We start from the raw sequence: 24,552 nt of genomic DNA, 5'->3' as shown, positions 1-24,552 counted from the left end.
ACCCGACCAGTGAGGACCCATGAGGACCCATGAGGACCCACCATGACTGACGAACCCAGACCGGCGGACGGAGCCGGACCCCGGTCCCGGCGCTCCACGGCGCTCCTCGGCGCCGTCGCGCTCGTGGCCACCGCCGTCGCGCTCGGCTCCGCCGCGCAGGCCTCCGACACACCGAGGACGGCCCTCGGCAAGGACGGCCAGAAGCTCACCGTCTCCGCCTCCGCCGACCTCGACCCCGACGGCGAGACGCTCCGCGTCACCGGCTCCGGCTACGACGCGGCCAAGGCCATCTACGTCGCCCTGTGCAAGGACAACGGCGACAACCGCGTCCCCACGCCGTGCCTCGGCGGCGCTGACGAGACCGGCACCGGCAGTTCCTCGCAGTGGATCGTCCCCGAGGGCGACGAGTACGCGGGCGACCTGGCCGTGCAGTGGGGCGAGGGCGGCACGTTCGACGTCGGGATCGACGTCAAGGCCAAGGACAGCAGCCTCGACTGCACCAAGGTCAGCTGCTCGGTCGTCACCCGCGTCGACCACCGCAACCCCGGCGACCGCTCCCAGGACGTCCGCATCCCGGTCACCTTCGAGGGCCAGGACCCCGGCGACGGGGACGACGGCGGCGACGGCGTGGACGTACCGCCGGGCACCGTCAGCTACGCGCAGGCCGCCGAGTTCACCACCGCGGGCCGCCCGCTGGACCTGCTGCTGCACCCCGACTCCGGGAAGCTGTACGTCGGTTCGGACAACATCCCCGACACCGCGGACGTCGCCGAGCAGGGCCTGTACGCCCTCGACCCGAAGGACGGCACACTCCTCGGCCACGTCCAGCAGGCTCCCGGCGCCACCGGCGCGCTCGCGGCCCGCGTGGTCCGCTGGATCGCCGCCCCGCTGGCCGGCGACGGCGTCGTCTTCCACTACCCGCTGCGCGGCATAGGCACCGCGAAGGACGGCGACACGGCCGCGAAGGGCGTGTGGCTGGGCGGCGGCGCGGTCACCGGCGTCGGTCCCGGCACCGACGCGTCCACCACGCTGGTCGCCCAGGGAGCCGTCCTGTCCGAGGTCGAGACCGCCACCGGCACGGTCAAGAGGACCGCCACGCTGGAAGGCGGCGGCATCCTCGGCGTGGACGCCGCGCGCGGCACCGCCTGGTCGGCGGACACCGCGGGCGGAAAGCTGTACCGCGTCGAGACCGGCTCCCTCACCGTCACCGCCACCGCCGAACTCCCGGCGGCCTCCGTCCACTTCGTCGAGACGGACCCGGCGACCGGCAACGTCTGGGTGGGCAGCACCTACGACGTGCTCGTCTTCGACAAGGACGGCAAGCAGCTGGCCAAGCTGACCGGCAAGGACCGGGCCACGGCCATGGCCTTCGACACGGCCACCGGCGAGGCCTTCGTCCTGCGCGAGGACTGGGGCACCGCCCAGGACGGCGCGGACAACGTCGGCGCCCTGGAGGTCTACGACAGCGCCACGGCCGAGCGGGCGGCCGAGCCCCTCGCCCTGCCCGGCAGCCGCGCCGGCGCCTACGCGGGCGTCGCCGTCACCCCCGGCGCCACGTCCGTCTACGTCACCGACCAGGCCGAGAGCAAGGTCGTCAAGCTCGACCGCCGCGTCTCCCCCAAGGTCGTCCAGTCCCCCACGGACCAGTCCGTAGCACCCGGCGACAAGGTCACCCTCGTCGCCGCCGCCGAGGGCACCCCGGAGCCGACCGTGCGCTGGCAGGTCAGCGCCGACAGCGGCCAGACCTGGTCGACGGTCGACGGCGCGACCCAGAACGCGTACTCCTTCACCGCGAAGGCGACCCAGGACGGGTACCGGTACCGCGCCGAGTTCACGAACTCCCCGGGGACGACGCGCACATCGCCGATCGCTCTGACGGTCAAGGAAGCGGGCGACGGGAACGGGAACGGCGACGAAACCCCGGACACCCCCGGCCAACCCTCCGGCTCCAAAACCGTCACCGGCCCGAACGGCCAGAAACTCACCGTCACCCCGGTCAACAACCTCGCCACCGAGAACCAGACCGTGAAGGTCACCGGCACCGGCTACGACGCGAAGAAGGGCATCTATGTCGCCCTCTGCGTCGACAACGGCGACGGCGAGTTGCCCACGCCGTGCATCGGCGGCGTCGACATGACCGGCGGTTCGCACTCCTCCGCGTGGATCTCCTCCAACCCGCCCGACTACGGCGAGGAGTTGGCGATCCCGTACGGCGCGGGCGGCACCTTCGAGGTCGAGCTGACCGCGGACGCCAAGGACGAGTACACCGACTGCTTCAAGGCCACGTGCGTCCTGGCCACCCGGGGCGACCACACCCTGTCCGGCGACCGCTCGCAGGACGTCAAGGTCCCGGTCAGCTTCGTCGGGCAGGACCCGGTGGACACGGACGACGACGGCGGCAGCGGCGGTACCGGCACGACGGGCGGTGGCACCGGAGGCACGGACAGCGCCTCCACCACGGGCGGATCCGACGGCACCGGCACCTCCACCGCGGGCGGCAGCCTCGCCTCGACCGGCGTCACGGTGCTCTCCGTCGGCGCGCTCGCCGCCATGCTGCTCGTCGCGGGCTGGGCGGCGTACCGCAAGGGCCGTAACGCCAACTGATCGACGGTTGGGGCGAGTTCACTCTCCGGCGCGCACGGACGCGCCGGAGGTCAGCCGTCATCAGGCCGTACGGCCCGCCATCACCCACTTGGACGGCAGCTCGATCCGAGTCCCGTCGGGCGCGTACTCCGTGGTGATCAGCGGCAGTTCACCGCTCGCGAGGACGGTCAGCCCGGCCGCGCGCAGATACTCCGGCACCGCGGCGTCGGCCACCTCGCCGGGGGCGATGCCGTGCCGGAGGATCGGCGCGAGCTTGGGCGGTGGTCCCGCCGGGTTCTGGGCGAGGCCCATGAGGACGGGCTTGGCGGACTCGGAGAGTTCGACGAGGAAGGCCCGGCCCCGCTCGCCGACCAGCGTGGCGATGGCGTTCACCATGGGCTGCCGGTCGTCGGGCTCGGCCTGGTGCAGCACGCCCCGCATGTAGACGTTGACGTCGCCGAGTTCCGCGTGCAGCGTCTCGGCCTCGGTCTTCTCCACGGCGTCGAACAGCCGGTACGTCGCCTGCCCGGCGGGGTCTGCCTGCCGGGCGTGGTCGAGGGCCGCGGCGGACAGGTCCGCGCCGAGGACGCGCCGGAAGCGGTCGGCGAGGAAACGGGTCTGGGTGCCGTTGCCGCAGCCGAGGTCCACCATCGGCAGTCCGGGATCGGCCAGGTGCGCCTCGAAGAGGGCCAGGTGAGGGCCGGCGGTCAAGGCCGGCTCCGCGTCCCAGAACACCGCCCCCTGTTCGTCGGGGGCTTCACTCCAGAAGCCCTCCCAGGCCTCCCGGTATCGACTGGTCACGCTCATGCCCAACTCCCCAGGGTGCGACGCCGACCCGTCGTCAAGTGACGGGCGAGTACGGTTTATCGCGGCCGGGTCACGGCTACAAGCGCGTGGCGCATTCCTTCACTCCGCATTCGAGAGCGGTACGCCGTCGTACGCCCCTCGGGGCACAAGGGATCAGCGTCGCGGGAGCGTGAGTTCGAACCAGACGGTCTTTCCGGCGCTCGTACGGCTCGTGCCCCACTCGCGCGCGAGCGTGCTCACCACACGCAGCCCACGCCCGGACTCGTCGCCCGGACCGGCGTTGAGCAGCGTCGGCAGATCGTGATCGTCGTCGTCCACCTCGCACAGCAGCGTGTCACCGCGGACGAGGCGCAGTACGACGGGACGGCTGTGGGAGTGCCGTACGGCGTTGGTGACGAGCTCGCTGACCAGCAGTTCCGTGGTGTGGACGAGGCGGGGCAGGCCCCACTCGTGCAGCTGCTCACGGACGACGGCGCGGGCCCGGCCGACCTGTCTCGGGTGGAGGTCGATCCGCCACTCGGCGACGTCGTCCGGCTCGATGCCGTTGAGGCGGGCCATCAGCAGGGCGACGTCGTCCTTGCGGCCGCCTCGTGTGTTGAGTGCGCGGATGATCGTGTCGCAGGCGTCGTCCATGGACGCGGCCGGGTGGGCGGCGGACTCGCACAGGGTCGCGAGACCGACGCCGATGTCCTCGCCGCGCACCTCGACCAGCCCGTCGGTGCACATCACGATCCGGTCGCCGGGCTCCACGCGCACGCGTACCGCCTCGAAGGGCACCCCGCCGACGCCGATCGGCGCACCCGTGGGCAGGTCGAGCAGCTCGCTGCGCCCGTCGTCGGCACGGACCAGGACGGGCGGGATGTGACCGGCGTTGGCGATCTGCAGTTCGCTCGCGATCGGGTCGTAGACGGCGTACAGGCAGGTCGCGAGGTAGGTGTCGCCGAGGCGCTGGGCGAGGTCGTCGAGGTTGCGCAGCAGCTGGGCGGGCGGCAGGTCGAGGGCGGCCATGGTCTGTACGGCCGTCCGCAACTGCCCCATCATCGCGGCCGAGTTGAGGCCGTGGCCCATCACGTCCCCGACGACGAGAGCGGTGCGGGCGCCGGGCAGCTTGACGGAGTCGAACCAGTCGCCGCCGACCCGTCCGAGCAGGGTGCCGGGCAGATAGCGGGTGGCGATGTCGCAGCCCGCCATGCGCGGCGGGATGTGCGGCAGCATGCTGTCCTGGAGGGTCTCGGCGACGCTCTCCTGGTACGTGTACATGCGCGCGTTGTCGAGGACGAGGCCCGCGCGGGCGGCGAGTTCGGCGCCGGTGACCCGGTCCATGTCGTTGAACTCGACGCGCTCCGGGTGCCGCAGCAGGATCATGAAACCGAGGACGACATTGCGTGCCTTCAGGGGCACCACCAGCATCGAACGGCCGGTGATGAGCGGCCGGATGTCGCGCTTTTCGAACTGCGAGGCGATCGCGTGGCCCATCTGCTCGCTGATGCGCGGCACGAGGACCGGCTCACCGCTGGTCATGCACTGGAAGAACGGCGTGTGCGCGGGAAACGGCATGGCCTCGCCGACCGGCACGACGTCGTCCCAGCGGCCGGGTTCGTCGGTGTGCTCGACGGCGACCCGGTGCCACATGGTGGTCGTGTCCGGCACGCCCTCGGCGAATCCCTCGCCGGCGACGACCTGTTCACGCAGATAGGTACCGGCGACATCGGTGAAGCGCGGCACGACGGCCTTGCTGACCTCGATGATGGTCCGGGCCAGGTCGAGGGAGGTGCCGATGCGGCCGCTGACCTCGTTGAGAAACTCCAGGCGTTCGCGTACGGCGGTGTACTCGAGGTCCTCGACCTCGTCGGCGTATTCCTGCGGTAACGGCAGGCCTTCAGCGGCGGCCCGGGCGGCCCGCTCCCGGCGGGCCCTGCGCTCCACGCGCCGGGGCACGCCCCAGTCGGGGGTGACGGGCACCCGGTCGTTCTGGCTGAACTCCAGTACCGGATAGCCGAGTTCGAGGATCTGCCCGACGATGCGGGCGCCCTCCTCGACGCTCATGCTGGGCAGGATCTCGGGGAGGCGGCGGGCGAGTTCCTCGGCGCCGGGGAAGTCGGTGTGCAGAGCGAAGCCGGGTGCGACGCGCTCGAAGCCGGTGTGCTCGTCGGGCTCGCTGCCCTGCTGGAGTGCGCCCACATCGGCGCCGAGCACCAGCAGCCGCTCCGGTCCGGGCCCCACCAACGGGTAGGCCCACCACAGGACGTCGACGCGGTCGCGCTCGGGCACGGTGAGGCGGGCGCGGCCCGCGGCAGGGTAGAACAGCCGCCCGTCCAGGGACGATTCGAGATCGTGACCGAAGCCGTCGTACGCCGCGTACGCCCCGTACGGCGTGAGGTCGTCCTCCTCGGGCAGCGCTCCGGAGACGGGCAGCAGATCGACGGCCGGGCGTCCGATCGCCTCCTCCTTGGCGGCGCCGAACAGGCGGCGTGCGCCGGAGCTCCAGTGGGAGACGAGGCCCTCGCGGTCCACCACGACGACGGCCAGCGGGACGCGGCCGGCCGCGGCGTGTTCCGTCACCGCGCCGTCCCTCTCGGTGCCACGGTCCATCGCCCAGGCCCTCTCTCCCCACAGCTCCGCAAGATCTGTGCCGCCTACTCCACCGTACGGCTGTCGGCGGTGGTGATGTGCGGCAACACGGGAATTGGTGTGACGGGATCGCAGCCGCGCATGACGGGGCCGGGGGGCCCGTCCGCGCGGCGTCCCCGCAGGACAGCACGGGTGCCGGTCGTCGGCTCAGTCGTCGTGACCGAGCTGAAGGTCGCGTTCCGTTCGGTCTCCGCCGGCGACTTGGAGCACGGTGGCGACCGGCGGGTAACCCGCGGCGATGACGGTGTACTCGCCGGAGGACAGGTCGACGAACCGGAAGGTTCCGTCCGGTCCGGTGGTGAGCGTGTCCCTGACGTTGCCGGCCGGGTCGAGCAGCGTCACGCGCGCGTCCTCGACGGGCCGCCCACCGCCCGCCCGCACGGTGCCGCGCAGTGTGGCGCCGCCGGCGAGTTCGATGTCCTGGCGGGTCTCACGGGCCACCTGGACGGTGACGGGAACGGCGGTCGGACGGAACGCGGGCGAGCTCGCCGCGAGGGTGTACTGGCCGGCCACCAACTCGGTGATGACATAGCCGCCGTCGCAGCCGCTGCGGGTCGTGGCGACGACGTCGCCGTGCACGTCGGTGAGTGTGACGGTGGCGTCCACGGGCGTGCCGTCCGGGGTGCGCACGCTCCCGGCTAGGCGTCCGGCGCCGCCGAGGACGATGTCCACCTCGACGGGGTACTCGCCGACGGTCACGGAGACGGCCTGCGGCTGGTGGCCGCCCGCCGCGGCGATCAGCACGTACGCCCCCGGGCCCGGCGTCGCCAGCCCGTACCGCCCGTCCTCGCCGCTCGCGCCGCGCCCGACCTGCTGCCCGGCGACGTCGATGAGCGTGAGCGCCGCGCGCGGTACGCCCGTTGCGTCCGGGTGCTGAACCGTGCCGCAGACGGGGACCCCGGCGGCGTACGGCGAACGGGCCGACGGGATCTGGCCATCCACGGGCGCCGTGTCCGTCTCCGGGGCCGGGGCGTTGTGGGACACCAGGGGCTTCTCCTTGAGGAAGAAGGCGATGAGCAGACCGAGCACGAGCACCGGCACGAGGTAGAGGAAGATCCTCGGCATGGCGTCGGCGTAGGCCCGGATGTAACCCTCGCGCAGTGCCTCAGGCATGGCGTGGACGAGTTGCGGGGTGAGGGACTCGGGGTCGGGCAGCTCGCCGCCCGCGCGCGTGGGCAGGCGTTCGGCGAGGGCGTCGGCGAGCCGGCCGGCGAAGAGGGTGCCGAAGACCGCCGCGCCGACGCTGCCGCCGATCTGCCGGAAGTAGTTGTTGGCGCTGGTGGCGGTGCCGAGGTCGGCGGGGCGCACGGAGTTCTGCACGGCGAGGATCAGGACCGGCATCACCATGCCGATACCGGCGCCGAGGACGGCCATCCAGATGCTGTAGTGCAGCCGGGGCGTGTCGACTTCGAGCCGGGACAGCAGCCACATGCCGACGGCCGCGAGCGCGCTGCCGAGCACGGGGTAGATCTTGTAGTGGCCGGTATGGCTGATGAGTTGGCCGGCGATGACCGAGGTGCCGACGATGCCGGCCATCATCGGCAGCATCAGCAGGCCCGACTCGGTGGCCGTGGCCCCGTCCACCATCTGCAGGAACGTCGGCAGATAGCTGGCCGCGCCGAACAGCGCGACGCCGATCACGAGGCCGACCAGGCCGGTGACGTTGAAGACGGAGTCCCTGAACAGCCGCAGCGGGATGAGGGGTTCGACGGCGAAGTGCTCGACGACGAGGAACAGGACGGTCGAGACGACCGCTCCCGCGCCGAGGCCGAGGACGACGCGGGAGTCCCAGGCGTACTCGATGCCGCCCCAACTGGTCAGCAGGACCAGGCAGGTGGAGGCGGCGGCGAGCAGGAGGGAGCCGAGGATGTCCAGCCGGGCCCTTGTCCGCGGCTTCGGCAGCTTCAGTACGACGGCTACGACGGCCAGGGTGACGAGGCCGAAGGGGACGTTGATGTAGAAGCACCACCGCCAGGAGAGGTGGTCCGTGAAGTAGCCGCCCAGCAGGGGGCCGGCGACCGAGGCGAGGCCGAACGCGGCGCCGATCAGGCCCATGAAGCGGCCGCGCTCCCGGGTCGGCACGATGTCCGCGATGATCGCCTGGACGCCGATCATGAGCCCGCCCGCGCCGACGCCCTGGATCGCGCGGTAGGCGATCAGCTGGTCCATGGTCTGCGCTCGGCCCGCGAGCGCGGAGCCGACGACGAAGACGACGATCGCGAACTGGAAGACGCCCTTGCGGCCGAGGAGGTCGCCGAGCTTGCCGTAGATGGGCAGGCCGACGGTGGCGGTGAGCAGGTAGGCGGTGATCGCCCAGGACATCTTGTCCAGGCCGTGCAGCTCACCGACGATCTTCGGCAGCGCGGTGGCGACGATCATCTGCTCCAGCGCGGCCAGCAGCAGCGCGAGCATCAGCGCGAAGAAGACCAACCGCACCCGGCGCGGACTGAGTTCGGTCGCCCGGGGCTGCGTGGGAGTGGGGACGTCCGGGGGCGCCGCGGCCTGTTCGTCCTGTACCAGAGTGATCGCGCCCATGTGCCGCTCCCCTCGTCGCGCTGCTACACATTTCCCGCATAAGGCGACAACTGCGAACAAGCGCGACGAGTTACGGCACCGGGCCTGGCGACGGAAAGATCCACTCGATCCGGTGAGGGAGCCAACACCCGCCGGGGATCAGCGCATTGGCGCACGCAAGATCCGCGAGGCGGGCGTTCGGGCTTACTTCTCGACTTCGGTCGCGAGCTTGGTGAGCACCGCGTCGTAGATCCGGCCGAGGCCCTTGGGCGCGAAGGTCTTCTCGAAGAAGCCGCCGATACCGCCGGCGCCCTGCCAGGTGGTGGTGACGACGACCCGGGACTTGCCCTCGCCGGCGGGGGTGACCCGCCAGGTGGTGACCATGGAGGAGTTGCGGTCCTTCTCGACGAGCTCGCCGTCGGTGGGCTCGCTGACCTCCAGGAGGCAGTCGCGCACGCGCTTGCTGGTGGCCTGGAGCTTCCAGTGGACGAGGGTGCCCTCGCCGTCGCCGCCCTCGCGCACCTCGTACTCACTGAAGTGCTCGGGGAGCAGCTTCGCGCGCGTGCCGCTGTAGTCGGCGAGGGCGTCGAACACCTTCTCCGCGTCCGCCGCGACGACCCGCTCCGTAGTGGCCTCGACCTGCGCCATTGACTTCCTCCAGGACCAGAATTCTCGGGGGTTGGGGCAAGCCAACCACCCCGCTCCCGGACCGCCCAAATCGGGGCCCCGCTCAGCCTCCCGAAGCGATCACACATCGATCCAAAACGAAGCCAGGGATACAGGTCGCACGATCAAGGGAACATGTGTTCTATTCTGGGGGCAGTGCTACCGAGGAGGCGTCATGCGCTGGGAGAACCTCACCCTGGAGTCCGACCACAGCCGGGCCGACTCCGCGCTGTTCGGCGCGGACGCCGTAGTGACCCGCACCTTCGACACGCCCGAGTTCGCCGGCATCACGTTCCACGAGATCCGGGCGCGCTCGATCCTCAACCGGGTGCCGGGCGCCTCGCGGATGCCCTTCGAGTGGACGGTCAACCCGTATCGGGGCTGCACGCACGCGTGCGTGTACTGCTTCGCCCGCAAGACCCACAGCTATCTGGACCTCGACACGGGCCTCGGTTTCGACTCCCAGATCGTGGTCAAGGTGAACGCCCCGGAGCTGCTGCGCCGTCAGCTCTCCTCGCGCCGCTGGCAGGGCGAGCACATAGCGATGGGCACGAATGTCGACTGCTACCAGCGCGCCGAGGGCCGCTACCGCCTGATGCCGGGCATCCTCGCCGCCCTGCGCGACCACGCCAACCCCTACTCGATCCTGACGAAGGGCACGCTGATCCTGCGCGACCTCGACCTGCTGAAGCAGTCCTCCGAGGTGACGGACGTCGGCATATCCGTCTCGGTCGGCTTCACCGACCCCGAGCTGTGGCGCACCGTGGAGCCGGGCACGCCCTCCCCCGAGCGCCGTCTCGACGTCGTACGGACCCTGACCGAGCACGGTCTCGGGTGTGGCGTGCTGATGGCGCCGGTGATTCCTTTCCTGAGCGACCACCCGGCCCAACTGCGGGCGACCGTGCGGGCGATCGCCGCCGCCGGGGCGACCTCCGTCACGCCGCTGGTGCTGCATCTGCGGCCGGGGGCCCGCGAGTGGTTCATGGCCTGGCTCGACCGGCACCACCCGTATCTGGTCCGCCGTTACGAGCGGCTGTACGCGGACGGCGCCTACGCACCGAAGTGGTACCAGCGCCGGATCACCCGCCAGGTCCACGACCTGGCGCAGGAGTACGGCATCGGCCCCACGCGCGCGGGCATGCCAAGGCGGATCCGCGAGCCCGAGCCGGGGGCAGAGCCCGCCGAGCACACGCGGTCCGAACCGACCCAACTCTCACTCATTTGAGGGCATTGGAGCGCTTCCCTCGACCCAATCGGGTCAAGTCCCGCCGGAACGAGTTCTTCCGGGCGTCCTTTCCGGGACGAATGCGGCAGGGACCGCGACACTCGCGGTCCGCGCCCCTCTGTCCTGGAAGGACCCCATGAGAGAACGCGCAGCCGTACTGTGCGGCGCCGCCGCCGTCGTGGCCGGGGCCCTGACGGCCGTCCCCGCCGAGGCGAGCCCCCCGCCCACCGCGGACACCGCTCACGCCGCGCCCCTCACCTGGAAGAAGTGCGCCACCAAGAAGTACCCGACGCTCCAGTGCGCGTCCCTCAGGGTGCCGCTCGACCACTCCCGTCCGCGGGGACGGCAGATCACGCTCGCGCTGTCCCGTGTCCCGCACACCGCGAAGAAGTACCAGGGCCCTCTGCTGGTCAACCCGGGCGGCCCCGGCGCCAGCGGCCTGACGCTCGCCGGATTCGTGGCCTCCGCACTGCCCAAGGCGGTGGCGGCACAGTACGACGTCATCGGCTTCGACCCGCGCGGAGTCGGCAAGAGCAAGCCCGCCCTCGACTGCAGGCCCGGCCACTTCGCCGCGGTGCGCCGGGACGCCGTGCCGAGCACCTCGCGGATCGAGCAGGCCAACCTCGCGCGCGCCAAGGCCTTCGCCCGGGCCTGCGGCGAGAAGTACGGGGACGTACTGCCGTACATCGACACGGTCAGCGCCGTGCGGGACATGGACCGGATCCGTGCGGCGCTCGGCGCGCGGCGGATCAATTACTTCGGTTACTCGTACGGCACCTATCTCGGCGCGGTCTACGCCAAGCTCTTCCCGGAGCGGGTGCGGCGCGCGGTCCTGGACTCGGTCGTCGACCCCACCGGCGTCTGGTACGACGACAACCTCGCGCAGGACCACGCCTTCAACGACCGGCACCGCGCCTTCATGGCATGGATCGCCAAGCACGACACGGTCTACCGGCTCGGCAGCGATCCGGCGAAGGTCGAGGCCAAGTGGTACGCGATGCGGGCGGCCCTGGCCAGGAAGGCGGCCGACGGCAAGGTGGGCGCCTCCGAGCTGGAGGACACCTACATCCCCGGCGGCTACTACAACGGCTACTGGCCCTACCTCGCCGAGGCGTTCGCGGCGTACGTGAACGGCAAGAACGCCGAACCGTTGGTCGAGGCGTACGAGAGGTTCGGCGCCGCCGACGCGTCCGACGACAACGGCTACAGCATCTACACCTCGGTGCAGTGCCGTGACGCCGCCTGGCCGCGCGACTGGCGCGAGTGGCGGACGGACAACTGGGCCGTCTACGCGAAGGCGCCGTTCATGACCTGGAGCAACGCCTGGTACAACGCGCCGTGCGCATTCTGGCCGACGAGTTCGCTCCCCTCGGTCAGCGTCGCCAACGGCACGGTCCCGCCGATGCTGCTGTTCCAGGCGACCGAGGACGCGGCCACCCCGTACGCGGGTGCCGTCACGGTGCACCGGCTGCTGGCCCGCTCCAGTCTGGTGGTCGAGCAGGGGGGCGGTAACCACGGCATCACGCTGGGCGGGAACGCCTGCCTGGACAAACACCTCGCGGCCTACCTGGCCGACGGCACGGTGCCGCACGGCCGAGGCGCGGTCGACGCGGTGTGCGAGGCGCGGCCCGACCCCAAGCCGCTGAGCTCCAAGGTCGCGTCCACGTCGTCGCGCGGCGCCGAACTGCACAGGCTGCTCGGCTTCCGCCCCTGAGCGCCTGACGGTCCGTCGGGGGCGTTGTCAGACTCATGGTCCACCATGGACGCATGAGTGAGCTGACCAGGATTCCCGCCCCCGACGGGGTCGCCCCCGCCGCCCAGTACACGCATGTCGTGCTCGGCACCGGCCGTTTCGTCGCCGTCTCCGGCCAGCTCGCCCTGGACGAGGACGGCAAGCTCGTCGGCGAGGGCGACCCGGCGGCCCAGGCCCGCCAGGTCTTCGTAAACCTGCGGCGCTGCCTGGCCGCGGCGGGCGCGACCTTCGACGACGTCGTCAAACTCACCTACTTCGTGACGGACATGGCGCACATGCCCGCGATCCGTGCGGCCCGCGCCGAGCACATACCCGACGACCGGCTGCCGGCCGCGTCGGCGGTGCAGGTCGCCGGGCTGGTGCGGCCGGAGTTCCTGATGGAGGTCGAGGCGTTCGCGGTGCTGCCGGGATAATCGCAGGCGCTACCAGGTGGGCGGTGTCTACGGTGCCGTCATGGACGACGACGGCATACTGATCCGCCCCATGACCCTGGCCGACTGCGAGCGCGTCGCCGAGATCCGCGTCGGCGGCTGGCAGAGCGCGTACAAGGGCCTGATACCGCAGCCCTACTTGGACGCCCTGGACGTGGCACAGGACGCCGAGCGCCGTCGCGCCCACTTCTCGCAGGCCGACGGGAGTGTGGTGAACCTGGTCGCCGAGCGGGACGACAAGATCGTCGGCTGGGCCTGCCACGGCCCGTACCGCGACGGCGAGGTGCGCACCGAGGACGCCGAGTTGTACGCCCTCTACGTGGACCCCGGACGGTACGGCGACGGCATCGGCCACGCCCTGCTGCAGGAGTCGGTACGCCGGTGCACGGCCGCCGGGCACGCTCGCATGCTGCTCTGGGTCCTGGAGCACAACACCCGTGCCCGGCGCTTCTACGAGCGGGCGGGTTTCCGCCCGGACGGCGCCGAGGAGCCCTTCGAGGTGGACGGCATGGAGGTGCCCGAGGTGCGGTACGCGCGGGAGCTGCCGTCCGGGTGAGGGGTCAGCCCGAGGTCACCGACGGCCAGTCCGAAGCCACCGACGGTCGGCCCGGGCTTCACCACTCCCCAGGGCTTCGGCGCCGCCCAGGGATTCACCGCCGCCCAGCGTTTCACCGCTGTCTCGGGATCCGCGCCAGCGCGTGTACCGCCGCCTCCGCGAGTGCCGGGTGGGCCAGCGCCTCGTTCAGGACGCGTCTGGCCCGGGTGTCGCCCAGTGTGCCGAGGCCCTCCACGCAGGCGAGGGCCACGCGGCGGTAGGGGTCGTGCGGGCGCAGGCGTCGCTCCAGGGTGGTGATGAGGGCGGGCACGGCCTCGGGGGCGCGCAGCTCGACCAGGAGCCGGACCGGGTGCAGGGCGTAGGCGACGCGGAGTTCGTTTGTGGCGAGGGCGGCCGCCGCGCGGGCCGTGCGCGGGTCCCCGAGCCGGGCGAGGGCGTGGGCGGCGGAGACACAGCGCTCCGGGTCACGGTGGTTAAGGAGCAGGACGAGAGACTCGAAGGACCGGCGGTCCCCGGCGAGGCCCAGCCGGAACGCGGCCAACTCCCTGGCCCACAGCGGCTGTCCGGGCGCGGTGAGCACATCGGCGAGTTCGTCGAGGTCCTCGGTCGCCACGAGGCGGTCGTACGCGGCCGACGCTCCGGACTCCTGCCGTAAGCGCTCCGTGAGTGATCGCAACTCTTCGTCCATGAAGCCGAGCGTATGCAAGCGGCGCGCCGCGCGGGACCTACATCACAAAGACGAGGTCTGGCGTGCTCGTTACCCACCGGTTAAGCTCATACGAGCGAGTTCACCCACTCGCACATTTACTTGCAGCGGCCTGGTGACGCAGCCACTGCGAGTGCTGGTCGGTTCGGTACATCAGGTACCTCAGTAGTACGACTCGGCTCCGGGACAGGGCCGATCGGATCCGCCGTTCCCCGGCGCGTGTGCACGCGCTCGGTGACGGCACCGGGCGTGTGCGCCAGTAGCCCGGCAACACCCGCACTCACTCCTTTCCGCACCCGGTGCGCCTTCTCGGCGCACCCGGGCGCGTTTCCAGTCGTCACCCTCATTCCTGGAGTCCCGCGATGGCCACTCCCCTGTCCGACACCTCGTCCGACACCCCTCTGTCCCCGCTCAAGACCGTTGCCGTGGTCGGCCTCGGCACCATGGGCACCGGCATCGCCGAGGTCCTGGCCAAGGCCGGTCGCGAGGTCATCGGCATCGACATCAGCGAGGCCGCTGCCGCCAAGGCCGTCGCCACCCTGGAGACCTCGACCGCCCGTGCCGTGGAGCGCGGCCGGCTGACCGAGCAGGAGCGCGCGGAGGCCCTCGCCCGCATCCGCACCTCCACGGACCTGCGGGCCGCGGCCGACGCGGACCTGGTCATCGAGGTGGCGCCGGAGTCGTACGAGATCAAGCAGCAGATCTTCCGCGAGCTGGACGGGATCGTGCGCCCCGAGACGATCCTGGCGACCGGCACCAACGCCCTGTCGGTCACGCGGCTGGCCGCCGACTCGGCCCGCCCCGAGCGCGTGCTCGGTCTGCACTTCTTCAACCCGGCGCCGGCGATGCGGCTGGTCGAGGTCGTCTCCTCCGTGCTGACCGCGCCGACGGCCGTCACCGCGGTCACGAACCTCGCCCTCGACCTCGGCAAGGAGCCCGTCGCGGTCGGCGACCGGCCCGGTTTCGTCGCCGACGGGCTGTTGTTCGGCTACCTGAACCAGGCGGCCGCGATGTACGAGGCGAAGTACGCCTCCCGCGAGGACATCGACGCCGCGATGCGGCTGGGCTGCGGACTGCCGATGGGACCGCTGGCCCTGCTCGACCTGATCGGCATCGACACCGCGCGCAGGGTCCTGGAGGCCATGTACGCCGAGTCCCGCGACCGGCTGCACGCCCCCGCGCCGATCCTCAAGCAGCTCAGCGAGGCGGGCCTGACAGGCCGTAAGTCGGGCCGCGGCTTCTACACGTACGAGGCGCCGGGCAGCGCCACCGTCGTGCGGGACGCGCTGACGCCGCTGGACGGCGCCGCCCTGGCCCCCGGCCGCACGGTCCGCTCGGTCGGCGTCGCGGGCTCCGGCACCATGGCGTCCGGGATCGCCGAGGTCTTCGCCAAGGCCGAGTACGAGGTCGTGCTCGCCGCCCGCAGCGAGGAGAAGGCGCAGGCCGCGAAGGCCCGTATCGGCAAGTCGCTTTCCCGCTCTGTCGACAAGGGGCGGATGACCGCCGAGGCCGCCGCGCAGACCCTGGACCTGATCACCGCGGCGGGTTCGTACGACGCGTTCGCCGACGTCGATCTGGCCGTCGAGGCCGTCGCCGAGGACCTGGAGATCAAGCGGCAGCTGTTCGCGACGCTGGACAAGGTCTGCAAACCGGGCGCGGTGCTGGCCACCACCACCTCGTCGCTGCCCGTCGTCGCCTGCGCCCGCGCCACCTCGCGTCCGCAGGACGTGATCGGCATGCACTTCTTCAACCCGGCGCCGGCGATGAAGCTGGTCGAGGTCGTCCGCACGGTGCTGACCGCCGACGACGTCCACTCCACGGTCCGCGAGGTCTGCGCCAGGATCAAGAAGCACGCCGTGGACTGCGGTGACCGTGCCGGATTCATCGTGAACGCGCTGCTGTTCCCGTACCTGAACAACGCGATCAAGATGGTGGAGGAGCACTACGCGACGCTCGACGACATCGACGCGGCGATGAAGCTGGGCGGCGGCTACCCGATGGGCCCGTTCGAGCTGCTGGACGTCGTCGGGCTCGATGTCTCCCTGGCGATCGAGAAGGTCCTGCACCGCGAGTTCCGCGACCCCGGCCTCGCTCCGGCGCCGCTCCTGGAGCACCTGGTGGCCGCGGGCTGCCTCGGCCGCAAGACGGGCCGCGGCTTCCGCGAATATGCCCGGCGCTGAGCGGCCCGGCGACTGGTTCAGCAGCGGTCAGGAGTGGGGCGGGCTGCTGGACCCCGGCAGCCCGCCCCCGCCCGCCCCGCGCAGCTCTCCCCCAGCCGACCGAAGCAGCTCGCCGCCACCCGCCCGACCCGGCACTCCCCCGCCCGTCCAGGGCGGGGGGAACCCCGTGCATGCGCATCAAACTGCGCGCATGCAGTACGTTCGGGTCATGCCCCAGCCCGCCAAGTCCTCACGTACACCAGCCACGCCCGACGCGCCGGAAAGTGCCGCAGGCAGTCGCGCGGCCGCCCAACGGCTCAAGATGCGCCGCGAACTGGCGGCCGCGGCGATGGAGCTGTTCGCGACCAAGGGGTACGAGGCGACCACCGTCGACGAGATCGCGGCCGCGGCCGGGGTCGCCCGGCGCACGTTCTTCCGCCACTTCCGCTCCAAGGAAGAGGCGATCTTCCCGGACCACGACGACACCCTGATCCGCGCCGAGGCGGTACTCAACGCGGCACCGGCCCATGAGCACCCGCTCGACACGGTGTGCCGCGGCATCAAGGAAGTCATGCGGATGTACGCGGCCCGTCCGGAGATCTCGGTCGCCCGCTACAAGCTCACGCGCGAGGTGCCCACCCTGCGCGAGGCCGAGATCGCGTCGGTGGCCCGTTACGAGCGCCTCTTCACCCGGTATCTCCTCGGCCACTTCGACGAGCACGCGCACGACGACGACGCCAACGACGACCCGCTGCTGGCGGAGGTCGCCGCGTCCGCGGTGGTCACCGCGCACAACCACGTCCTGCGGCGCTGGCTGCGGGCCGGGGGTCAGGGCGACGTGGAGGCACAGCTCGACCACGCCTTCGCGATCGTTCGGAGGACGTTCGGGACGGGGATCGGGGCGGGCCGGGAGACCACGCCGCGTACGGCGCCGGCCTCCGTGGCGACGCAGGGCGAGGTGCTGGTGACGGTGGCCAGGACCGACGCGCCGCTCGACGAGGTGATGCGGACCATCGAGCAGGCGCTGAAGGAGCGGGCCTAGGGCGCGGGCGCGGGGCCCAGGCCGGGGCGCAAGGCCGAGGGCTTCGTCGTGGATCTCTGAGGGGTCCCTCAGAGATACCTCAGAGATCCCTCAAGGAATCCCCCGGGGGGAACCATCGCGCAGGCACGTCCGTCCTCCATATCGAAGCACGATCTTCATGGTGCGCGACGGAAGTGAGTTGCCATGCAGGCGGACGACCCGAACAAGCTCGAAGCCACACTGGCCGACGGGCGGCGCATGACCCTGTCCCTCCCGGCGACGGACGCGAAGTGGGCCGCCGACGGCATCAAGGGCCTGCGCGCCGTGCCGCCCACGCACACGGGCCGCGGGGAGGAGCCTCCCGCCCTCCCCGAGGAGCCGGCGCTCCCCCTGCAGGTGGCGCTGCTCGGCCTGGGCGCCTAGCGCCGACGCCGAAGACGCGGACGGAGCGGCCCGGCACGAACCGGGCCGCCGGCCCAGCGTCCGCCCCTCCCGTCCGGGGTCATCGGGCGGGGCCCCATCCACTCCTGCCCCCGCCGCTCCCAGTCGGCCCCGGCAGATGCGGCCGCGCGGCCGCCACCAGCGCCTCCACGCGGCCCTGCCGGAAGCGGCCCGGGTCCCGGTCGAACTCCGTCGTCCCGGCGACCCGCACCCCCTTGCCCAGCGGCGCCGGCACCGCCCGCCTTCGCCGAGCCCAGGTGCACCAGCCGTCTCGGTAGCGACTCGGCCGCCATGGCGAAGCCGTAGCCCTTCCCCGCAGCCGCCTCGATCCGTACACCCAGCGAGGCGCTCACCTCCCGGGACCAGACGCCCGCGGCCGATCACCACCGCATCCGCCTGGCAGGTCCCCGCACCGGTACGGACCTCGACTCCTCCACGGCAGCTGCTCGATCCCTGACCGATAGCGCCCGTTTAGCACCTACTCGTCGGTAGCTTTGATCGATCATCGCTCATTTGTTACGTAAAGATTTCATCTGAGAGCAAGTTCTGGCACCCAGTGCCTTGCCAGGTGACACGCGGTGCCATACGTTGAAAGAGTCCGGGCGGCCGGCGTGCAGAGACCATTCGTACGCCGGCTGTCCCCGCAAGCCCCCTCCGGGGCGTGCGCGCCCGGGCGCCTGCGTCACAGGCAACCTCCCGCGCCACAAAGCGCTGCCGAACAGCACCACCCGCCGAACCGACGGCAACCCCCAAACCCTCAGCAGCACCGACGTAACCCTCAGCACCCCTCCCTCAGGGTGCTCACCGCCGGAGGCAACACCGTGACCGTGAAGGACATTCTGGACGCGATCCAGTCGCCGGAATCGACCCCGGCCGACTTCGCCGCCCTGCCGCTCCCCGAGTCGTACCGCGCGATCACCGTGCACAAGGACGAGACGGAGATGTTCGCGGGCCTGGAGACGCGCGACAAGGACCCGCGCAAGTCGATCCACCTGGACGACGTGCCGGTGCCGGAACTCGGACCGGGCGAGGCCTTGGTGGCCGTCATGGCCTCCTCGGTCAACTACAACTCGGTCTGGACGTCGATCTTCGAGCCGCTGTCGACCTTCGGCTTCCTGGAGCGCTACGGCCGGCTCAGCGAGCTCACCAAGCGCCACGACCTGCCGTACCACATCATCGGCTCCGACCTCGCGGGCGTCGTCCTGCGCACCGGCCCGGGCGTCAACTCCTGGAAGCCCGGTGACGAGGTCGTCGCGCACTGTCTGAGCGTGGAGCTGGAGTCCTCGGACGGCCACAACGACACGATGCTCGACCCCGAGCAGCGCATCTGGGGCTTCGAGACCAACTTCGGCGGCCTCGCGGAGATCGCCCTCGTCAAGTCCAACCAGCTGATGCCGAAGCCGGACCACCTGAGCTGGGAGGAGGCCGCGGCCCCCGGGCTCGTGAACTCCACGGCGTACCGCCAGCTGGTCTCCCGCAACGGCGCCGGCATGAAGCAGGGCGACAACGTCCTGATCTGGGGCGCGAGCGGCGGACTCGGCTCGTACGCCACCCAGTTCGCGCTGGCCGGTGGCGCCAACCCGATCTGTGTCGTCTCCAGCGACCAGAAGGCGGACATCTGCCGGGCGATGGGCGCCGAGGCGATCATCGACCGCAACGCCGAGGGCTACAAGTTCTGGAAGGACGAGCACACCCAGGACCCGAAGGAGTGGAAGCGCTTCGGCAAGCGCATCCGCGAGCTCACCGGCGGCGAGGACGTGGACATCGTCTTCGAGCACCCGGGCCGCGAGACCTTCGGCGCCTCGGTCTACGTCACGCGCAAGGGCGGCACCATCGTCACCTGCGCCTCGACCTCGGGCTACAACCACGAGTACGACAACCGCTACCTGTGGATGTCCCTGAAGCGGATCATCGGCTCGCACTTCGCCAACTACCGCGAGGCCTGGGAGGCCAACCGGCTCATCGCGAAGGGCAAGATCCACCCGACGCTGTCGAAGGTCTACTCCCTGGAGGAGACCGGCCAGGCCGCGTTCGACGTGCACCGCAACCTCCACCAGGGCAAGGTCGGCGTGCTCTGCCTGGCCCCCGAGGAGGGCCTCGGCGTGCGCGACGAGGAGATGCGCGCCAAGCACATCGACGCCATCAACCGCTTCCGCAACATCTGAGACACCCGAGGTCATAGATGACTGAGCGTCAGCCCGCCGAAGGCAAGCGGGAGAAGGACCGGCCGTGGCTCATGCGGACCTACGCCGGTCACTCCACGGCCGAGGCGTCCAACGAGCTGTACCGGCGCAACCTCGCCAAGGGGCAGACCGGCCTGTCGGTGGCGTTCGACCTGCCGACCCAGACCGGCTACGACTCCGACCACATCCTCGCCCGCGGCGAGGTCGGCCGGGTCGGCGTGCCGATCGCGCACCTCGGTGACATGCGCCGGCTGTTCCAGGACATCCCCCTGGAGCAGATGAACACCTCGATGACGATCAACGCCACCGCCATGTGGCTGCTGGCGCTCTACCAGGTCGTCGCCGAGGAGCAGGGCGCGGACATCACCAAGCTCCAGGGCACGACCCAGAACGACATCGTCAAGGAGTACCTGTCGCGGGGGACCCATGTCTTCCCGCCGGGGCCCTCACTCCGGCTGACGACGGACATGATCGCGTACACGGTCTCCCACATCCCGAAGTGGAACCCGATCAACATCTGCAGCTACCACCTGCAGGAGGCGGGCGCCACGCCGGTCCAGGAGATCGCCTACGCGATGTCCACCGCGATCGCGGTTCTCGATGCCGTACGCGACTCGGGGCAGGTCCCCGCCGAGAAGTTCGGGGACGTCGTGGCCCGTATCTCCTTCTTCGTGAACGCGGGCGTCCGCTTCATCGAGGAGATGTGCAAGATGCGGGCGTTCGGGCGGATCTGGGACAAGGTCACGCGCGAGCGGTACGGCATCGAGAACCCCAAGCAGCGCCGCTTCCGGTACGGCGTCCAGGTCAACTCCCTCGGTCTGACCGAGGCGCAGCCGGAGAACAACGTCCAGCGGATCGTCCTCGAGATGCTGGCCGTGACCCTCTCGAAGGACGCACGCGCGCGTGCCGTGCAGCTGCCGGCCTGGAACGAGGCCCTCGGTCTCCCCCGGCCCTGGGACCAGCAGTGGTCGCTGCGCATCCAGCAGGTGCTCGCCCATGAGAGCGACCTGCTGGAGTACGAGGACATCTTCGAGGGCTCGCACGTCATCGAGGCGAAGGTCACGAAGCTCGTCGAGGAGTCCCTCGCGGAGATCGACCGCATCCAGGAGATGGGCGGCGCGATGGCCGCCGTCGAGTCCGGCTACCTCAAGTCGCAGCTCGTCTCCTCGCACGCCGAGCGCCGGGCCCGTATCGAGTCCGGGCAGGAAAAGATCATCGGCGTCAACATCTTCGAGACGACCGAGCCGAATCCCCTGACGGCGGATCTCGACACGGCCATCCAGACGGTCGACCCGGCGGTTGAGGCCCGGGTGATCGCCGGGCTGCAGCACTGGCGCGACACCCGCTACCAGCCGCCCTTCAACCACCCGCGCCCCTGCAAGGCGCTGGAGCGGCTGAAGGAGGCCGCCAAGGGCACCGGCAACCTCATGGAGGCCACCCTGGAGTGCGCCCGCGCCGGGGTCACGACCGGCGAGTGGGCCGGGGCCCTGCGCGAGGTGTTCGGCGAGTTCCGGGCGCCGACCGGTGTGTCGTCGGCGCCGGTGGCGGTCCCCGCCGAGGAGGGCTCGGCCATGTCCGAGGTGCGCCGCAAGGTCGACCTGACGGCCAAGGACCTCGGTGTCGGCAAGCTCCGCTTCCTCGTCGGCAAGCCCGGTCTCGACGGGCACTCCAACGGCGCCGAGCAGATCGCCGTGCGGGCCCGTGACGCCGGGTTCGAGGTGGTCTACCAGGGCATCCGGCTCACCCCGGAACAGATCGTGGACGCGGCCCTCGCGGAGGACGTGCACGCGGTCGGCCTGTCGATCCTCTCCGGCTCGCACGCCCAGCTCGTGCCGGACGTGCTGGAGCGGCTCCGTGTGGCCGGTGCCACAGATATACCGGTGATCGCCGGTGGCATCATCCCCAATGGTGACGCCGAGCAGCTCAGGGCCGCCGGAGTGGCCGCCGTCTTCACCCCGAAGGACTTCGACATCACCGGCATCATCGGCCGCATCGTCGACGAGATCCGGAAAGCGAACAAGCTCGACCCCCTGGAGGTCCCCGCATGACCACGCCCGCCCCGCAGGTCAACCGCCTTCGCCCGCGGCGCTCCTGCCTCGCCGTGCCGGGAAGCAACCCGCGCTTCCTGGAGAAGGCCCAGGGCCTCCCCGCGGACCAGGTCTTCCTGGACCTGGAGGACGCGTGCGCGCCGCTCGCCAAGCCCGAGGCGCGGCACACCATCGTCAAGTTCCTCAACGAGGGCGACTGGACGGGCAAGACGAGGGTCGTGCGCGTCAACGACTGGACGACCGAGTGGACGTACCGGGACGTCGTGACCGTCGTCGAGGGCGCCGGCCAGAACCTCGACTGCATCATGCTGCCGAAGGTGCAGACGGCCCAGCAGGTCGTCGCCCTCGACCTCCTGCTGACCCAGATCGAGAAGACGATGGGCTTCGAGGTCGGCAAGATCGGCATCGAGGCGCAGATCGAGAACGCCCAGGGCCTGAACAACGTCAACGAGATCGCGACGGCCTCCCAGCGCGTCGAGACGATCATCTTCGGCCCGGCCGACTTCATGGCGTCGATCAACATGAAGTCGCTGGTCGTGGGCGAGCAGCCGCCCGGCTACCCGGCGGACGCCTACCACTACATCCTGATGAAGATCCTGATGGCCGCCCGCGCCAACAACCTCCAGGCGATCGACGGCCCCTACCTCCAGATCCGCAACATCGACGGCTACCGCGAGGTCGCCCAGCGCGCCGCGGCCCTCGGCTTCGACGGCAAGTGGGTGCTGCACCCGGGCCAGGTCGAGGCGTCCAACGAGATCTTCTCGCCCTCCCAGGAGGACTACGACCACGCCGAGCTGATCCTGGACGCGTACGACTACTACACGTCCGAGGCGGGCGGCAAGAAGGGCTCCGCGATGCTCGGCGACGAGATGATCGACGAGGCCAGCCGCAAGATGGCCCTGGTCATCTCCGGCAAGGGCCGCGCCGCCGGCATGCAGCGCACCAGCAAGTTCGAGATCCCGGAGGCCTGAGCGCGATGCAGTTCGGACGCACCTACGAGGAGTTCGAGGTCGGGGCGACGTACAAGCACTGGCCGGGCAAGACGGTCACGGAGTACGACGACCACCTGTTCTGTCTCCTCACCATGAACCACCACCCGCTCCACATGGACACGAACTATGCGGAGAAGACGACGGACTTCGGCAAGAACGTCGTCGTGGGCAACTACATCTACTCCCTCCTGCTCGGCATGAGCGTGCCGGACATCTCCGGCAAGGCGATCGCCAACCTGGAGATCGAGTCGCTCAAGCACGTGGCGCCGACCTTCCACGGCGACACGATCTACGGCCAGACGACCGTGCTCGACAAGTGGCCGTCGAAGTCGAAGAACGACCGCGGCATCGTCTACGTCGAGACCAAGGGCTACAAGCAGGACGGCACGCTGGTCTGCGTGTTCCGCCGCAAGGTCATGGTCCCCACCGAGACGTACATCAAGGAGCGCGGCGGCGAGCAGCCGGGCCGCCCGGAACTGAACGCACCTACGGAAAAGACGGAGAAGTAGGCCATGGCCCGTCTCGCCCAGACCGCCGGTCTGACCGACATTCAGCAGGAGATCCTCTCCACCGTCCGCGACTTCGTGGACAAGGAGATCATCCCGGTCGCCACCGAGCTGGAGCACCGCGACGAGTACCCGCAGCAGATCGTCGACGGCCTCAAGGAGTTGGGCCTCTTCGGCCTGATGATCCCCGAGGAGTACGGCGGTCTGGGCGAGTCGCTCCTGACGTACGCCCTGTGCGTCGAGGAGATCGCCCGCGGCTGGATGTCGGTCTCCGGCATCATCAACACGCACTTCATCGTGGCGTACATGCTCAAGCAGCACGGCACACAGGAGCAGAAGGACCACTTCCTGCCCCGCATGGCGGCCGGCGACATCCGCGGCGCCTTCTCGATGTCGGAGCCGGGCCTGGGCTCCGATGTGTCGGCCATCACGTCGAAGGCGGTGAAGGACGGCGAGGAGTACGTCCTGAACGGCCAGAAGATGTGGCTGACGAACGGCGGAACGTCAAGTCTGGTCGCCGTCCTCGTCCGAAGTGACGAAGGACACCCCGAGGGCACCGCGCCCCACAAGTCGATGACCACCTTCCTCGTCGAGAAGGAGCCCGGCTTCGGCGAGGTCCGCCCCGGCCTCACCATCCCGGGCAAGATCGACAAGATGGGTTACAAGGGCGTCGACACGACCGAGCTCATCATGGACGGCCTGCGAATTCCGGCCAATCGGGTGCTCGGTGGCGAAACGGGCCGAGGTTTTTACCAGATGATGGACGGCGTCGAGGTCGGGCGCGTCAATGTGGCGGCGCGTGGCTGCGGCGTCGCTCAGCGTGCGTTCGAGCTGGGTGTCCAGTACGCCCAGCAGCGGCACACCTTCGGCAAGCCGATCGCCCAGCACCAGGCCATCCAGTTCAAGCTGGCCGAGATGGCTACCAAGGTCGAGGCCGCGCATGCCATGATGGTGAACGCGGCACGCAAAAAGGACTCTGGGGAACGAAACGACCTTGAGGCTGGGATGGCGAAGTACCTCGCCTCCGAGTACTGCAAGGAGGTCGTGGAGGATGCCTTCCGAATCCACGGCGGCTACGGCTTCTCCAAGGAGTACGAGATCGAGCGCCTCTACCGAGAGGCTCCGATGCTGCTTATCGGTGAAGGTACCGCCGAGATCCAGAAAATGATCATTGGTCGCAGGTTGCTCGAAGAGTATCGGTTCCAGGGCTGATTGTCCGTATACGGGGTGTTTTCTTGGAGAAGAAGATCACACCCCGTCAGCGCTCTTCAGCCGCCGACTCGACTTCCTGGCTTGCCCAGTTGTGGCCTGCGACCGGTACGATCCCGGG

General features: G+C 70.4%; 18 protein-coding genes. 13 read left to right on the top strand and 5 right to left on the bottom strand.

Annotated elements, in window-relative coordinates; genetic code table 11:
* Positions 1-42: 42 nt before the first annotated feature.
* A complete protein-coding gene (locus PBV52_RS40270; protein WP_274245664.1) occupies positions 43-2,604 on the top strand; it encodes an immunoglobulin I-set domain protein in 2,562 nt (853 codons plus the stop codon).
* 60 nt (positions 2,605-2,664) lie between these two features.
* On the opposite strand, the gene PBV52_RS40265 is transcribed toward PBV52_RS40270, so the two are convergent.
* The 4 genes from PBV52_RS40265 to PBV52_RS40250 form a co-directional block, all read right to left on the bottom strand.
* Entirely contained in the window at positions 2,665-3,390 is a 726-nt protein-coding gene (locus PBV52_RS40265; RefSeq protein ID WP_274245661.1) for a class I SAM-dependent methyltransferase, read from the bottom strand.
* Positions 3,391-3,543: 153 nt separating this feature from the next.
* Positions 3,544-5,982, bottom strand: coding sequence for a SpoIIE family protein phosphatase (locus PBV52_RS40260; RefSeq protein ID WP_274245660.1), 2,439 nt, complete (start codon positions 5,980-5,982; stop codon positions 3,544-3,546).
* Between the two features lie 186 nt (positions 5,983-6,168).
* Positions 6,169-8,556, bottom strand: coding sequence for an MFS transporter (locus PBV52_RS40255; RefSeq protein ID WP_274245658.1), 2,388 nt, complete (start codon positions 8,554-8,556; stop codon positions 6,169-6,171).
* Between the two features lie 183 nt (positions 8,557-8,739).
* Positions 8,740-9,183 carry an SRPBCC family protein gene (locus PBV52_RS40250; protein WP_274245656.1) on the bottom strand — a complete coding sequence of 148 codons (444 nt, stop codon included), beginning with the start codon at positions 9,181-9,183 and terminating at the stop codon, positions 8,740-8,742.
* A gap of 193 nt (positions 9,184-9,376) precedes the next feature.
* Here PBV52_RS40250 and PBV52_RS40245 point away from each other — a divergent pair, with 193 nt between their 5' ends.
* The 4 genes from PBV52_RS40245 to PBV52_RS40230 all read left to right on the top strand — a co-directional run bounded on the left by PBV52_RS40245 (position 9,377) and on the right by PBV52_RS40230 (position 13,166).
* Positions 9,377-10,426: an Rv2578c family radical SAM protein gene (locus PBV52_RS40245; RefSeq protein ID WP_274245654.1), complete on the top strand. Its 1,050-nt coding sequence runs from the start codon at positions 9,377-9,379 to the stop codon at positions 10,424-10,426.
* A 136-nt stretch (positions 10,427-10,562) separates the two neighbouring features.
* Positions 10,563-12,140 carry an alpha/beta hydrolase gene (locus tag PBV52_RS40240; RefSeq protein ID WP_274245652.1) on the top strand — a complete coding sequence of 526 codons (1,578 nt, stop codon included), beginning with the start codon at positions 10,563-10,565 and terminating at the stop codon, positions 12,138-12,140.
* Positions 12,141-12,193: 53 nt separating this feature from the next.
* Entirely contained in the window at positions 12,194-12,592 is a 399-nt protein-coding gene (locus PBV52_RS40235; protein WP_274245650.1) for a RidA family protein, read from the top strand.
* A gap of 40 nt (positions 12,593-12,632) precedes the next feature.
* Positions 12,633-13,166: a GNAT family N-acetyltransferase gene (locus PBV52_RS40230; protein ID WP_274245648.1), complete on the top strand. Its 534-nt coding sequence runs from the start codon at positions 12,633-12,635 to the stop codon at positions 13,164-13,166.
* Positions 13,167-13,278: 112 nt separating this feature from the next.
* Here the strand turns inward: PBV52_RS40230 and PBV52_RS40225 are convergent, their stop codons facing one another.
* Positions 13,279-13,854 carry an adenylosuccinate lyase gene (locus tag PBV52_RS40225; protein ID WP_274245647.1) on the bottom strand — a complete coding sequence of 192 codons (576 nt, stop codon included), beginning with the start codon at positions 13,852-13,854 and terminating at the stop codon, positions 13,279-13,281.
* A 380-nt stretch (positions 13,855-14,234) separates the two neighbouring features.
* On the opposite strand from PBV52_RS40225, the gene PBV52_RS40220 reads away from it, so the two are divergent.
* The 8 genes from PBV52_RS40220 (at position 14,235) to PBV52_RS40185 (ending at position 24,434) form a co-directional block, all read left to right on the top strand.
* Positions 14,235-16,052, top strand: coding sequence for a 3-hydroxyacyl-CoA dehydrogenase family protein (locus PBV52_RS40220; protein ID WP_274245645.1), 1,818 nt, complete (start codon positions 14,235-14,237; stop codon positions 16,050-16,052).
* 208 nt (positions 16,053-16,260) lie between these two features.
* A complete protein-coding gene (locus PBV52_RS40215; RefSeq protein ID WP_274245643.1) occupies positions 16,261-17,073 on the top strand; it encodes a TetR family transcriptional regulator in 813 nt (270 codons plus the stop codon).
* A gap of 183 nt (positions 17,074-17,256) precedes the next feature.
* A complete protein-coding gene (locus PBV52_RS40210) occupies positions 17,257-17,475 on the top strand; it encodes a hypothetical protein (RefSeq protein WP_274245641.1) in 219 nt (72 codons plus the stop codon).
* Positions 17,476-18,314: 839 nt separating this feature from the next.
* Complete coding sequence (gene ccrA / locus PBV52_RS40205) at positions 18,315-19,658, top strand: crotonyl-CoA carboxylase/reductase (protein ID WP_274245639.1); 1,344 nt, start codon at positions 18,315-18,317, stop codon at positions 19,656-19,658.
* A gap of 17 nt (positions 19,659-19,675) precedes the next feature.
* Entirely contained in the window at positions 19,676-21,724 is a 2,049-nt protein-coding gene (locus tag PBV52_RS40200) for a protein meaA (RefSeq protein WP_274245637.1), read from the top strand.
* Positions 21,721-22,695, top strand: coding sequence for a CoA ester lyase (locus PBV52_RS40195; RefSeq protein WP_128434209.1), 975 nt, complete (start codon positions 21,721-21,723; stop codon positions 22,693-22,695). The genes PBV52_RS40200 and PBV52_RS40195 overlap by 4 nt, the downstream gene beginning before the upstream one ends.
* A gap of 5 nt (positions 22,696-22,700) precedes the next feature.
* A complete protein-coding gene (locus tag PBV52_RS40190; protein WP_225827565.1) occupies positions 22,701-23,225 on the top strand; it encodes a MaoC family dehydratase in 525 nt (174 codons plus the stop codon).
* A gap of 3 nt (positions 23,226-23,228) precedes the next feature.
* Entirely contained in the window at positions 23,229-24,434 is a 1,206-nt protein-coding gene (locus PBV52_RS40185; protein WP_128434208.1) for an acyl-CoA dehydrogenase family protein, read from the top strand.
* Positions 24,435-24,552 lie beyond the last annotated feature (118 nt).

This window comes from Streptomyces sp. T12 (assembly GCF_028736035.1).
Taxonomy (GTDB): domain Bacteria; phylum Actinomycetota; class Actinomycetes; order Streptomycetales; family Streptomycetaceae; genus Streptomyces.
Note: the sequence above shows the minus strand (reverse complement) of the source record. Positions and strands in the feature narration are given on the sequence as shown.